Consider the following 12,786-nt stretch of genomic DNA (forward strand, 5'->3'; position numbering starts at 1 on the left):
CTCATCAAAATCTGCACATCTTGGGCAGGGGAAATGCGCATTCGTCAGTCACATCTGGCGGTATGAAACATTTGACCGCAGATACCCTGGCATGGTGTGCCTTTGCGATTGCTTCTGCAATTCTGGCCGCGCAGCCCTTGCAATGGCTTGTTCGAAGCTGGCTTAGCCCGGCTTACGGGTCGTATGGTTACATCTATGTTCTGCTGATCGTTGGCCTCGCCGGGATGAGTTTGTTGAGCGGCCGTCCGACAGACGCGCGCGCTCGGACACCCACGATTGCCCTGCTACTATTGGCGGCTTTGGTCCGTTTCTTAGGGCAGGTTCTGGCGATCAATATTCTGAGCGCTCTGGCCCTCGCATTGGATGTCTTCGCGCTGGTTGGGCTGTTGCAGTTGCACCGACGCCCCTTCGCGCTGTCGCCGTTCTGGATGGCGGCCCTGTTCCTGTTTTCCTTGCCAACCGAGATGGTCTTGCAACGTACGCTTGGATTTCCGTTGCAGATGGTTTCGGCAGAATTGTCCTGCCACATGCTCAGCGCCGTGTTCTCGAACGTTGCCTGCGACGGGGTGCGCATCACCCTGGAACAGAGGGATATTCTGGTGGACTTGCCCTGTTCCGGGGCCTCGGGGCTGTTGCTGTCGCTGGCTTTTGTGATCATCCAAAACGCGGTTATGCGGCCACGATGGTACATCGGCGCCCTCAGCCTGTTGGCCGTGACCGGATGCGCGGCCTTGGGCAATAGCCTGCGCATTTCGCTTCTGGCAGTCGGGCTGGCACATGATCTGGATGTGATGGCCGAGCCCTGGCACAGCCTGATCGGGTTGGGGACCCTGATCCTGACGGTTGCGCCCTTTGCACTGTTCTATCGGCCCCGCACCGCAAGCCCGCGCAAAGACCGCCCGCAGGCCGACAGGATCATCCTGCCGAAACCCATCAAGGCGCTGGCGGGCATTGCGTGCCTGATCGGCAGCATTGCCATCGTTTCGTTCAAGGCAAAACCGGTGGATGTTTCGGGCCGTGTCGCGACGCCGACCCTGCCCGCGCAGATCCACGGACATCTGGCGCAGAACGTGCCTCTGACAGCGATGGAGGCGCATTATTTCGAAGCTTATGGCGGGCAGGCGCAGAAAGCTCAGTTCGGCCCGTTGGGCTTGAACGTTGTCAGCACGCGTGCGCCGCTGCGGCATCTGCATGCCCCTGAGATTTGCCTGCGGGGTCTCGGCTACAAGGTGCGGTTTCTGGGCACTGGCTATGACGGCGTTCCCAGCGCCTATTACCGGGCGACCGGCCCAGACGGGGACGAATGGCTGGTTGCGGTCAGCTACGTCTCGCAGAACGGGCAGGTCACACCCAGCGTGGGCGAAGCGATCTGGCGCTGGCTGAACGGGTCCGGCGGCACCTGGAGCAGCGTGCAAAGGATCACCCCTTGGGCCCTGGACACCAAGCTACGCGCACAATTGGACGCTGCAACGATTGCAGCTCTGGACATTCAAACCATCAAAGGAACGGACATATGATACGCCATTTTGCTTTTGTTTTTCTGCTGCTGCCCGGGGCAGCCTACGCTCAACCCGATGACGAGATCGCAGGTCGATTGATCGGCGGCGGGGCAACCGGACAATTGGACCTGCCATTGCTGAAGTCGGACCTTTCCATTGATATTCAAGGCGATATGGCAACCGTTCAGGTGCGGCAGGTGTTCGTGAATCCGTCGGATGATCCGATGTCTGCGGAATATCTTTTTCCACTCAACCAAAAGGCCGCCGTCTACGCGATGCAGATGAAAGTCGGCGATGAGGTGATCGAGGCGCAGGTTCAGCAAAAGGACGAGGCCGAACAAACCTTTGAGACCGCAAAGCACGCGGGCAAGGCCGCAGCCCTTTTGACCCAGCATCGTCCCAACATGTTCACGCAGAACGTCGCCAACCTGATGCCGGGGCAGCCGATTACGGTGACGCTGAGCTATGTGCAGCCCGTTCCCAAGATCGACGGCGGGTATGAACTGGTGCTGCCGCTGGTCGTCGGGCCACGTTATCAGGGTGCGGTGAATTTTGACCCGGCCTCTGGCGATCTAGTGTTGGCGGAGTTCAACGAAGAAGAACCGGTCACCTCTGCCGTGACCCGGATCGATGGCTGGGCAGTTGCCGAGCTGCCCGAGTATCCACCGGTACCGCGCCTGACAAACCCCGATATCATTGAACCCGCGCGGGTCTCGCTGAACCTGAACCTGCGCGGTGCTGTTCCGGTCTCCAATCTGACAAGCGCAACACATGATCTGCAAATCCGGCAGTCAGACGGCGTGCTCAGCGCCACCTTCAGGGACGGGCGGGTAATCGACAACCGCGACCTTGTTCTGCGCTACGAGCTTGGCGGCGATCAGACGACGGCCGGAGTGCTGGCTCATCACGATGAACGCGGAGGCTTTGTGTCGCTGCTGATCGAACCGCCGAAGATCCCACAATCGGATCAAATCACCGCCCGAGAGCTGGTGTTTGTACTGGACACCTCGGGATCAATGGGCGGCGCGCCTCTGGACGCCAGCAAGCGATTCATGGAGGCCGCGTTGCAGGGCCTGCGCCCCGTGGATTATTTTCGCGTGATCCGGTTTTCTTCGGGTGCGTCCGAGTTCGCATCCCAGGCCGTTCCCGCCACCCGTGGCAACATCCGGTCCGGTCTGCGCTATGTACGCGGTCTGCGCGCCGGAGGCGGTACGGAAATCGACAGCGCGATCCGTCACGCCTTTGCGACACGGCAACCCGAGAATACATTGCGCATCGTCGTCTTTCTCAGCGATGGATATATCGGACGCGAAGCGGATGTGTTGCGCACGATCCGGCGGCAAATCGGCGACGCGCGTATCTATGCATTTGGTGTGGGCACTGCGGTAAACCGGTATCTTCTGGATGGGATGGCCGAAGAAGGCCGCGGTTATGCCCGCTATGTTGATCCAACTCAAAACGCCTCGGACGTCGCTGACACACTGGCCCGGGACCTGAAATCGCCGGTGCTGACGGATATATCCATTGATTGGGGCGGATTGGACGTCACCGAAGTTGTTCCCCAACACATCCCCGACCTGTTCGACGGCGGTACGATCCGGGTTCTGGCCCGGTACAACGGCGGCGGGCCTGCCGACATCAAGATCAATGGTCTGGTTCAGGGCAGAGATGCGCAGATGCCACTATCGCCAACCCTGCCCACAGAGTCCGACCCGCAAGACGACACGCATCAGGGGGCCGCGATCCCGCTGACCTGGGCACGTACCAAAATCGCGGATCTGGACCGCGCCATGGCGGTGCAGTCTGGTGACCCCGGGAAGCTTGAGGCACAGATCACCGATCTTGGGTTGAAATTCAATCTTCAGACCCAGTTCACCTCATTTGTTGCGGTGTCCAAACAGGTTGTGAATGAAGGCGAGGTGCCAACAAACCCGACTCCGGTGGCCTTGCCTCAGGTGGCGGGCGTGGGCGCCGGGGCCTATCCCAAAACCGCGTTCAGCGGATCATCCACGCCCGAGCCGCAAACGATTTTCGGACTGATCGTCCTGGCGGCGTTGGGCGCGCTGCGCCTGACACGGGGCCGGAGAGTTTCGGCATGAGGAATGTACCCTACAAACTGCGCACAGATGCCTGGTGGCTCGGCGCTGATTTCAGGTGGCGCAGACCGCAGATGCAAGCCCCACTTGACCCGGCCAATGGCAGTGTGATCTGTGATCGTGACTTCGGTGAAACTTCGATGGCGGACGCATATCGTGAACAACATCCTGATCGTAGATGACGATGCCCGTATCCGCGATGTCGTACGCTTTGCTCTGCAAGATTCCGGCTTTCGAACAACCGAGGCCGGCACCGGTCAGGATGCATTGGACCTGTTTTCCCAATCGCCCGCCGATCTGGTTGTACTGGATATCGGAATGCCCGAAATGGACGGGTTGGAGGCCTGCAAGGAATTGCGAAAAACCTCAACCGTGCCAATCTTGTTTCTGACGGCACGCGATGATGAGATCGACCGCATTCTGGGGTTTCAGCTTGGTGGCGATGACTATGTCACCAAGCCTTTCAGCCCGCGCGAACTGGTGTTGAGGATCAAGGCCATCCTTGCCCGCTCGGCTGACACAAATCCGCGGGGCGAGGTGACGGTCTATCAGGATCTGCAATTGGATCACAACGCGCATCGCTGCACCCTTGCGGATGCCGAGATTCAGTTGACCGGGATCGAATTCTCGGTGCTTTCGATCCTCGCCAAAACGCCAAGCCGTGTCTATGCGCGGGCGCAGCTGATCGAGTTGGTCTATGGTCACAACACCTATCTGTCCGGTCGCACGGTCGACAGCCATATTCGCAATATCCGTCAAAAGGCGCGCGCATTGGGGTATCCCGATCTGATTCAAACCGTGCACGGGGTTGGGGTGAAACTGGGCGTTTGTCAGTGCTGACCATCAGGCAAAAATGGCGGCCATCGCTTGCGCTGGTGATTGCGCTGGTCTGCATCGCCCTGGTGGCACTTCCGGTCATCGGCGTTTTGGGTGCCCGCCTGTCCAGCAACCAGTTCGCGCGCGAGACTGAGCGCAGCCTGCTGTCTCAGGCGGTGATATTTGCCGAGGTGTATGCCGCAGCCTTCGCCGAATTCCAGCCCGTGCCGACCGTCGGCCACCGCTTGTCGACCAAGCAGATCGAGCGTCTTGAACAGGACTTTCACCCCATCGCACCCAGTCTGGATTTGCTGCGCGGCGAGGTCTCGCCACCCAGACCCGATCCGGTATCCAGCGAAGAACCTCTGGCCGCGCCCTACAAGGCGATCTCGGAAACGCTGTCAGCGCTGGCAAGGTCAGCGAAGAAGACCACCCTGTCGGGATATGTTTTGACGGATCACACGGGTCAGGTCATTGCCAGCAGCGGATCAGCCAAGGGATCGTTTCTGCATGTCCCGGAAGTGTCTCGGGCCCTGAAGGGGGAAACCGTTTCCGTGCTGCGGCATCGGGATGATCCGTCGGAACGGCATCTTCTGAACTCGATCAGTCGGGACACATCATACCGCGTGTTCGTTGCCCATCCGGTGGTTTTGGACAGTCGGGTCATCGGCGCCGTTTACCTGTCTCGCACGCCCATGGACCTGAGGAAGTTCTTGTTTCAGGAACGATTCACGCTGGGTTCTGTCGCCGTGTTCATGCTGCTGTCCGCAGCTGGTGTCGGGTGGATGATGTGGCGGTTGATCTCGAAACCAATTCGCGATCTCAGCAGTCAGAGCCGGGATGTCGCAAGCGGATCGAAACCGACGCCTGATCCCGTGCCGCACTACGGCGTGCGGGAATTGGCGGATTTGGGCAATAACGTCGTTTCGATGGCCGCAACCCTGTCGGAACGCTCGACGGCGATCGAGACCTATACAAGCCACGTCACGCATGAGTTGAAGTCGCCGGTCACCGCAATTCTCGGGGCGGCCGAGCTGCTGTCTGAGGGGCCATCTGCCGTGTCCGGTGATCGCAACCAGAAACTGGTTCACAACATTCAGGAAGAAGGTCTGCGCATGAACGCCCTGCTGGTTCGGCTTCGCGAACTGGCCCGGGCCAGCGTTCAAACCGACCCGACCCCAACGTCATTGGCAGATATTGTCCAGGCGGCTTCCGCCGAGTTCTCGGACCATATCATCGAGTGTCACGCGCCGTCCGACACGCATCTGCCCCTGTCCAAAGATCAGGGGCAGATTGTTCTGCATCATCTCTTGCAGAACGCATTCCAGCACGGGGCAACACGTGTCGACATCACCTACGAAGCGGTTTCGCAAAGCCTCATTGTCGCCGATAACGGTACAGGCATTTCCGAACGGAACGCGGCTCGTATCATTGACCCTTTCTTCACGACAAGACGGGATCAAGGCGGCACCGGGCTGGGTTTGTCCATTGTTGCGGCTGTATTGAAACAAGCCGGTGCAACGATCGAGGTCATGTCACCCCAGCACGGCGCCAGTTTTCGGATCAGGTTTTGAACAAAAGGGGATACTAGTACCAATCTGCACGCCATCTGCGATAGCCAAGGAGCGACGCACGAATGTCTTCCGGTCGGCGATCTCTCTCGTAGCATTCGTCATCTCATAACCCCGACAGGCTTGCGGCAATTGCGAGGGCCGAGGTAATTTACCGCCGTTTGTCAAACGATGGATCGGGTTGTCCGACCAGACAATTCAGCACCCACGGGTAGCTTGTGGTGACGTAATATCCGTACTCACCATCCACAGTCATACCGTTGCATTCATCCAGATCGCCCGTCCCGGTGAACTCATAGTCGTCAATATATGTCCCGTCCGGTGTGCCGCCCGGCCCGGCAGGCGGCGCGGGGCGAGCTGTGGTTTTGAGTTGATAGCCGGAAACCGCAGGTCTGATTTTACCGTCGCTGTCCTTGAAAATCGTTCCGTAGATGGGATAGCCGTCAGCCGCGAAACCTATGACCGGTGAGGGTTTATCGAGGTCATGATCCAGAAACAGTGCATTTGGATTGGAATGGTAGTGATACCTGCCGTCTGGCTGGGCATGCGCGTTGTGCAGGTCCACGCCGAAGTATTGATCGTAGGACGGCGGATCGAGCAGCCACGGATCTGTATCCCGGCACCCCGCCAGGACGTTGCCGTTCTTGTCCGCCCGCGGGCCGTTCGGGCGATAACACCCGGCGGAAAGCAAATCGACCGGCACGCCATTCAGTAGAATTGCGTCATAGCTACGCTGAGACAGTGCAGTTTGGCTTCCGGTTTTCTCTGGATTTCTGGGAATCCGAAACGTGCCCGGCAATTCCCGCACGTCATTGGCAAAGTTCGCTGTCGGGCCGTTGAAGTCATGATTGGGAATGCCGTTGGTCTTGAGGGTGCAGTGCTGACCATCCGCCGAGATTTCGATTTCGGATTCGAAACGCTGCTGGCGCGTGACGTCCTCCACCGAAGCAGAATACACGCCCGCATAGTCTGCGCAGTCGGCAGACCGGTTGCTGAGCAAAAGATTGGTGATGTCCTGCGCAGCGGTTTGCGCCATGGCCTGAGCGGTCACAAATCCTGTCAAAAGCGCGCTGAATGTCAGAACGTCCAATCGCATGGCTCAATCTCCTTGGGGTTTTCGAAATTTCCAAAAATAAGTCGGTCGATGAGGGGTGATGCCCGTCAGTCTATCTTCAGAAGGCAACGCGGTCTCCTCCTTTCAGGTCCAGGATTTCCCGCGCTTCATCAGGGGTCGCGATCTGACTGCCCAGATCCTCGACAATACGCCGGATTTTTGCGACTTGCTGAGCGTTGCTCTCGGCCAGTTTCCCGCGCGAGATGAACAGGCTGTCTTCCAGGCCGACGCGCAGGTTACCGCCCATCTGGCTTGCGGTTGCAGCAAGCGACATCTGTGCGCCCCCTGCCCCCAATACGGACCAGCGATAGTTGTCACCGAACAGCCTGTCGGCGGTGCGTTTCATGAAAATCAGATTGTCGACCTCGGGTCCGATGCCGCCAAGGATGCCAAAGATGAACTGAATGAAGATCGGCGCTTTGAACAGCCCGACATCCATGCAGAATTTCAGGTTATACAAGTGGCCGACATCGTAGCATTCATGTTCGAATTTGATGTCGTGCGGCGCGAGTGTTTCCGCCGCCTCGCGAATGTCGCGGAACGTATTGCGAAAGATGTTCTGATCGGAATTCGCGACATAGTCCTTTTCCCAATCGAACTTCCAATCGTCATCGCCATACCGGTTCGCCAACGGATGAAACGAGAAGTTCATCGACCCCATATTCATCGAGCACATTTCCGGGCTGAAGGTCTTGGCCGGGTTGATCCGGTCCTGAATGGACAATGTCAGCGATCCGCCGGTCGACAGGTTCACAACCGCGTCTGTCGCCTGTTTGATGCGCGGCAGGAAAGGCGCGAAATCCTTGGGGTCGACCGATGGCGATCCGTTCTCGGGGTTGCGCGCATGAAGATGCAGGATCGACGCACCAGCCTCGGCGGCGTCGATCGCCTGCCGCGCGATGTCGTCATAACTGTAGGGCAGCGCATCCGACATGGTGGGCGTGTGGATCGCCCCGGTTACGGCGCATGTGATGATGGTCTTTTTCTGACGGGCCATGGGTTCAGTGTTCCTTGGATTGTCCGATGTGCTTCACGCGATAGCCCAGCGGAAAAAGTTGCAGATCATAGCGGCTGCGGATCACGCCCCAGATGCCTTTTGGGGCCCTGAGCATGACAACGATTGCGACCACGCCAAGAACGATCAGGTATGTTGTCCCGAGATCGGCCAGTGTTTCGCGCAAGGCAAAGAAGACCAGCGTGCCGATGATCGGGCCTTCGATGGTGCCGATGCCGCCGATCACCACTATGAAGATAACAAAAGCGGTCCAGTCATTGACGCTGAACGCCGCATCCGGCGAAATGCGCAGCTTTTGCAGGAAGATGAGCGCACCGATCATTGCGGTGAATGCCGAGGTGACAACATACACGATGAACTTCGTGCGCCAGATATCGATGCCCAGGCTTCCGGCGGCCAGTTCGTTGTCGCGAATGGCCGTCAGCGCCAATCCTTGCCGCGACCGCAGGAACAGATACACCGCCGTCACCACCAGCACAGCTGCCCCGAGCGCCAGCCAATAGCTCAGCGCCTCACGCATTGCGCGGCCAGAGGCCAGCGATTTCACGATGGCGACGGGTAAAGACGATCCTGATCCCCCGCCCAGTGCAGAGATTTGCGCGAAGCCCAGTCGAAAGACCTCGGCGATGACCCAGGTGCCAATCGCAAAATACGCGCCTCGGAGCCTGAAGATCAGAACGGCGACGGGGATAGAGATCAAAGCCCCCAGCACCCCGGCAACGGCAATGGCAGCCACCGGAGGCAGCCCACCGAACATCGTAAGCGCAAAAAGCATGTAGCCGCCGAAGCCCACATAGGCTTGCTGACCGACCGAGACGAGACCGGCATAGCCCGCCATCAGATTCCAGAGCGTGGCGAGGGACAGGTAGAGAAACAGCTCGCCCATCAGGCGCATGTCGGCGCGACCCGCCCACCACGGGGCGGCAATCAGAACAAGAACTGCAAGCGCGGCAATGATCGCCGCAACTCGGGCGGCTTTCGAAGAGCGGGAAACGGAATAGTCCTGCAGGTTCATCCGGACACCCTCGGGAAAAGGCCGTTGGGACGAACGGCAAGAATGACAAGAAAGGCAATATGGCCGGCCAGCAGCTGCCAGCCCGGATCAATCTTGGCTCCGACGGTTTGCGCGACGCCAAGGATGACGCCGCCAATCAGCGTGCCCCAGAGGTTGCCAAGCCCACCGATGATGACGGCCTCAAAGCCAAAGATCAGGCGGCCGCCGCCGATGGAGGGATCAAAGCTTGTCCGAATGCCAAGCAGTATACCGGCGATTGCCGTCACGCCCAGCGCCAGCGCCATGGCCAGCCCGAAGATGTGCCGACGATTGAGGCCCATAAGCTGCGCGATGTCCTGATTGTCGGACACAGCCCGAAAGGCGCGCCCAAGTGCGGTGTGGTAAAAGGTCCATTGCAGCCCCCAGATCACCGCGACAGCGATGCCAAACGTCAGCAGCGGCAGGAGTCCGAGCGTCAGCCCTCCGACTGCGACGCTTGCTGTTTCGAGCGCACCGGCGTCAAGGTCTTGCGGGTCGGCGGTGTAGACCTCCAGCAACCCGTTCTGGATGATCACGCTCAGCCCAAAAGTGACAAGCAGCGGCGGAAGAATGTCGTCGCCCAGTGTCTGGTTCAGCAGGCCGCGTTGCAGGGCGTACCCGATCAACACCATGGCGGGAACAACGATCACCAGCGCGGCCATCGGATGCATCCCCGTCGCGGTCGTCACGGTCAGCCCGAGATAGGCGGCCAGCACGATCAGATCGCCATGGGCAATATTGACCAGCCGCATGACGCCAAAGATCAAAGACAAACCTGCGGCGAACAGGGCGTACAGCCCGCCCAGCAACGTTCCCTGCACGATAGCGTTCAGCCATTCCATATCATTCGATCCCGAAATAGGCGCGCGAGATGTCCTCGCGCGAAACCGTGTCAGACGCGCCTTCCAGCGAAACGCGCCCCTCTTGCAGGCAGTAGACCCGGCTCGAGACCGACAGCGCCTTGGTGATGTCCTGTTCGACGATGATTGCGCTCATGCCTTCGCCGATGATGCCGGGCAGCGCCTCATAGATGTCCTTGATAATGATCGGGGCCAGCCCAAGGCTGATTTCATCGAACAGGATCAGATCAGGATTTGCCATCAGGGCGCGCCCGATGGCGACCATCTGCTGCTGACCGCCCGAAAGCGATGTCGAGGCCTGATCTTTTCGCTCTTCAAGGATCGGGAACAGATCGTAGACGGCAGCCAGATCCCAAGGACCTGCGCGGCCAACCTGCGCCCCGATCATCAGGTTTTCTTTGACCGACAAAGAAGGGAACAACTGGCGGCCCTCCGGCACCATGGCAAGGCCAAGTTCCGCGACCTCGTCCGCGCGCAGGCGGCTGATATCCCGGCCACGGTAGTGGATCTGGCCCGGCTCGTTCGCGAGCAACCCGGTGATCGACCGCATCAGGGTCGTCTTGCCTGCGCCGTTCGCGCCAATGATGGCCAGAACTTCGCCTTCGCCAACGTCCAGATCGACATCATAGAGCGCCTGAAAGTCACCGTAGAAAGCGTTCAAACCGCGTATCCGGAGAATGGGGTCAGGCATCGGCTTCGATCCCCAGATAGATCTCTTTGACTTCGGCGCTTTCCATGATCGACTGCGGCTCGCCCTCGGCGATCTTCTTTCCGAAATCGATGACGATCAGGCGGTCCACAACGGCCAGCAGCGCATGCACGACATGTTCGATCCAGATGATGGTAACGCCAGAGGCGTGGATGTCCTTGATGGTCTGGACCAGTGACCTGCACTCTGCTTCGGTCAAACCGCCGGCAATCTCATCCAGCAGCAGCAGTTTGGGCCTGGCGCAGAGCGCACGTGTCAGTTCCAGACGTTTGCGTTCCAGGAGTGTCAGGCGACCGGCAAGAACGTTTGCCTTGGGCAGCAGTTCCGTTTGGTCCAGAACCTCCAGACAAAAGCGTTCGGCCTGATGCCCATGCATACCGGCGGATTGCGTGGCAGCGATCATGGCGTTTTCAAAAACGGTCATGCCCGAAAACGGCTGCGGGACCTGAAAGGAACGGGCAATGCCCGCATGGCTGCGCTTAGCCGCGCTCCATTTGGTGACGTTCTGCCCATTGAATTCAATGACCCCGGAATTCGGTTTGAGCGTCCCCGTGATCAGATTGAACATCGAGGTTTTTCCGGCACCGTTGGGACCTATGACCCCGAGCGCTTTGCCTTGCTGGACCTCATAGCTCATGGCATCGGCGACAGTGACCGCGCCAAATGCCTTGCTCAGGTCTTGGAGTTTCAGGATCGTTGTCATGCGTCTCTCGGATGGGGGGTTCGGCGCCATGATCAGCGCCGAACGTCTGCTCAGCCCAGCAGTTTCATATCTGCCGTTACCGGAACCTCGGGCGCGGTGCTGTTTGCAACGATCTGCAACTCGTACGCGTCGCCGGATTTCTGCCACTGACCGCCGACGAGGGGCGTTTTGGTGACGTTGTTCATCGGCCCATCACCCCAGTTCACCGGACCGACGATCGTGTTCAGGTTGGTGGAGGTGATCGCCGAAATGATCGCAGACGGGTCCTCCAGATCTTCGGCCCGCTTGATGACATCCGCGACCACCTCGAACAGCGCATGCTTGAAGCCAAGCGGTTGGGTCCACGGACGACCAGACTCAGCCGTATAGCCTTCGGCCAGGTCTTTCGAGGAAATGCCGGTCAGCGAGGACGAGAACGGATGGTGCGGAGACCACCAGACCTCGGTCGACAACCCGTCGCCACGGTCGCCCAGCGAGTCAATGACGGACGGGAACAGCAGCGCTTTGCCAATTGTCACGACCTTCGGATTGAACCCTTGCTGGGCCGCCTGACTCCAGAACGTCGCGAAATCCGGCGGGATCATGTTGCCGGTGACGATTTCACAGCCAGCGGCCTTGAACGCTGCGATCTGGTTGGAAAAATCGTCGGACAACGGCTGATAGCGGCCGGGATCGGTGAGCGTGTATCCGGCGGCAGCCAATGGCTTTGGCAGCCCCAGTTCCGCGTCACCCCAGGCATTGCCGTCAGCATCGTTGGGGAATAGACCGCCCACGGTCTTGGTCACGCCGGTTTTGTCCCACATGTCGAGGAAGGCCGCGATCACATCCTCAAGGCCCCAGAAGAAGTGATAGGTCGTCTCAAACCCCTCACCCGGAACACCGTTGCGGCCAAAGAAATAGGGCTGCCACGGGCAGTCGGTCGTGATGCAGGGGACCTCATTGATTTCGGCCTGATCTGCGACCGGGTTCACCGTGTCCGGAGTCGATGCCGCGACGATGATATCGACCTCATCCCCCAGGATCAGGTCGGCGGCGACCTCTGCCGCGCGGTTGGGGTTGGACTGGCTGTCTTTCGAGATGATCTCGACATTCCAGGTCTTTCCATTGTTGTCCAGGCCAGCCGAAAAGACCTGCTGAATGGCCTGAAGCACGTATTCGTCAGCCTCAGCGAAACCCGCCAGCGGCCCGGTGCGCGGGCTGACATTGCCGATCCGCAGTGTCGGGTTCGCGGCGTAAGCGCGCGTCGCCCGGAGGATCGCCGGAGCCGCAATCGCCGCCGTTGCCCCGGCGATGAAACTGCGCCTTGTGGCCGATTTGAAAGTCCTTGTCATTGCGTCCTCCCTTCACCGGCCTCCCGCCGGTGTTTGATT

The 12,786-nt window shown here is 59.4% G+C and carries 11 protein-coding genes; 4 read left to right on the forward strand and 7 right to left on the reverse strand.

The window, feature by feature from the left end; translation table 11 throughout:
• Window positions 1-62 precede the first annotated feature (62 nt).
• The 4 genes from xrtT to ACR0K1_RS12995 all read left to right on the forward strand — a co-directional run bounded on the left by xrtT (window position 63) and on the right by ACR0K1_RS12995 (window position 5,985).
• Window positions 63-1,517 (forward strand): exosortase T, encoded by a 1,455-nt coding sequence (gene xrtT, locus ACR0K1_RS12980; RefSeq protein WP_480616498.1) that lies wholly within the window; start codon window positions 63-65, stop codon window positions 1,515-1,517.
• Window positions 1,514-3,598 (forward strand): VIT and vWA domain-containing protein, encoded by a 2,085-nt coding sequence (locus ACR0K1_RS12985; protein WP_480850954.1) that lies wholly within the window; start codon window positions 1,514-1,516, stop codon window positions 3,596-3,598. The genes xrtT and ACR0K1_RS12985 overlap by 4 nt, the downstream gene beginning before the upstream one ends.
• Before the next feature lie 126 nt (window positions 3,599-3,724).
• A complete protein-coding gene (locus ACR0K1_RS12990; protein ID WP_480616500.1) occupies window positions 3,725-4,435 on the forward strand; it encodes a response regulator transcription factor in 711 nt (236 codons plus the stop codon).
• A complete protein-coding gene (locus ACR0K1_RS12995; protein WP_480850957.1) occupies window positions 4,429-5,985 on the forward strand; it encodes an ATP-binding protein in 1,557 nt (518 codons plus the stop codon). The genes ACR0K1_RS12990 and ACR0K1_RS12995 overlap by 7 nt, the downstream gene beginning before the upstream one ends.
• A gap of 148 nt (window positions 5,986-6,133) precedes the next feature.
• Here ACR0K1_RS12995 and ACR0K1_RS13000 read toward each other — a convergent pair whose 3' ends face one another.
• The 7 genes from ACR0K1_RS13000 to ACR0K1_RS13030 all read right to left on the reverse strand — a co-directional run bounded on the left by ACR0K1_RS13000 (window position 6,134) and on the right by ACR0K1_RS13030 (window position 12,747).
• The gene (locus ACR0K1_RS13000) at window positions 6,134-7,078 is read right to left on the reverse strand and encodes a YHYH protein (RefSeq protein ID WP_480850959.1); all 945 of its coding nucleotides are present in this window, start codon (window positions 7,076-7,078) and stop codon (window positions 6,134-6,136) included.
• 76 nt (window positions 7,079-7,154) lie between these two features.
• Window positions 7,155-8,093, reverse strand: a complete 939-nt coding sequence (gene kce, locus ACR0K1_RS13005) for a 3,5-dioxohexanoate:acetyl-CoA acetone transferase (RefSeq protein WP_480850961.1) — start codon at window positions 8,091-8,093, stop codon at window positions 7,155-7,157.
• 4 nt (window positions 8,094-8,097) lie between these two features.
• Window positions 8,098-9,126, reverse strand: a complete 1,029-nt coding sequence (locus tag ACR0K1_RS13010) for a branched-chain amino acid ABC transporter permease (RefSeq protein WP_480616504.1) — start codon at window positions 9,124-9,126, stop codon at window positions 8,098-8,100.
• Window positions 9,123-9,986 (reverse strand): branched-chain amino acid ABC transporter permease, encoded by an 864-nt coding sequence (locus tag ACR0K1_RS13015; RefSeq protein WP_480616505.1) that lies wholly within the window; start codon window positions 9,984-9,986, stop codon window positions 9,123-9,125. The genes ACR0K1_RS13010 and ACR0K1_RS13015 overlap by 4 nt, the downstream gene beginning before the upstream one ends.
• Before the next feature lies 1 nt (window position 9,987).
• The gene (locus tag ACR0K1_RS13020; protein ID WP_480616506.1) at window positions 9,988-10,695 is read right to left on the reverse strand and encodes an ABC transporter ATP-binding protein; all 708 of its coding nucleotides are present in this window, start codon (window positions 10,693-10,695) and stop codon (window positions 9,988-9,990) included.
• On the reverse strand, window positions 10,688-11,416 hold the full coding sequence (locus ACR0K1_RS13025) for an ABC transporter ATP-binding protein (RefSeq protein ID WP_480616507.1): 729 nt from the start codon (window positions 11,414-11,416) through the stop codon (window positions 10,688-10,690). The genes ACR0K1_RS13020 and ACR0K1_RS13025 overlap by 8 nt, the downstream gene beginning before the upstream one ends.
• 50 nt (window positions 11,417-11,466) lie before the next feature.
• Window positions 11,467-12,747, reverse strand: a complete 1,281-nt coding sequence (locus tag ACR0K1_RS13030) for an ABC transporter substrate-binding protein (RefSeq protein ID WP_480616508.1) — start codon at window positions 12,745-12,747, stop codon at window positions 11,467-11,469.
• Window positions 12,748-12,786: the final 39 nt, after the last annotated feature.

Source organism: Ruegeria sp. F5, assembly GCF_056533845.1.

Coding starts and splice junctions, on each gene's coding strand:
- xrtT (WP_480616498.1), top strand. CDS start 63: ATGAAACATTTGACCGCAGATACCCTGGCATGGTGTGCCTTTGCGATT.
- ACR0K1_RS12985 (WP_480850954.1), top strand. CDS start 1,514: ATGATACGCCATTTTGCTTTTGTTTTTCTGCTGCTGCCCGGGGCAGCC.
- ACR0K1_RS13000 (WP_480850959.1), bottom strand. CDS start 7,078: ATGCGATTGGACGTTCTGACATTCAGCGCGCTTTTGACAGGATTTGTG.
- kce (WP_480850961.1), bottom strand. CDS start 8,093: ATGGCCCGTCAGAAAAAGACCATCATCACATGCGCCGTAACCGGGGCG.
- ACR0K1_RS13010 (WP_480616504.1), bottom strand. CDS start 9,126: ATGAACCTGCAGGACTATTCCGTTTCCCGCTCTTCGAAAGCCGCCCGA.
- ACR0K1_RS13015 (WP_480616505.1), bottom strand. CDS start 9,986: ATGGAATGGCTGAACGCTATCGTGCAGGGAACGTTGCTGGGCGGGCTG.
- ACR0K1_RS13020 (WP_480616506.1), bottom strand. CDS start 10,695: ATGCCTGACCCCATTCTCCGGATACGCGGTTTGAACGCTTTCTACGGT.
- ACR0K1_RS13025 (WP_480616507.1), bottom strand. CDS start 11,416: ATGACAACGATCCTGAAACTCCAAGACCTGAGCAAGGCATTTGGCGCG.
- ACR0K1_RS13030 (WP_480616508.1), bottom strand. CDS start 12,747: ATGACAAGGACTTTCAAATCGGCCACAAGGCGCAGTTTCATCGCCGGG.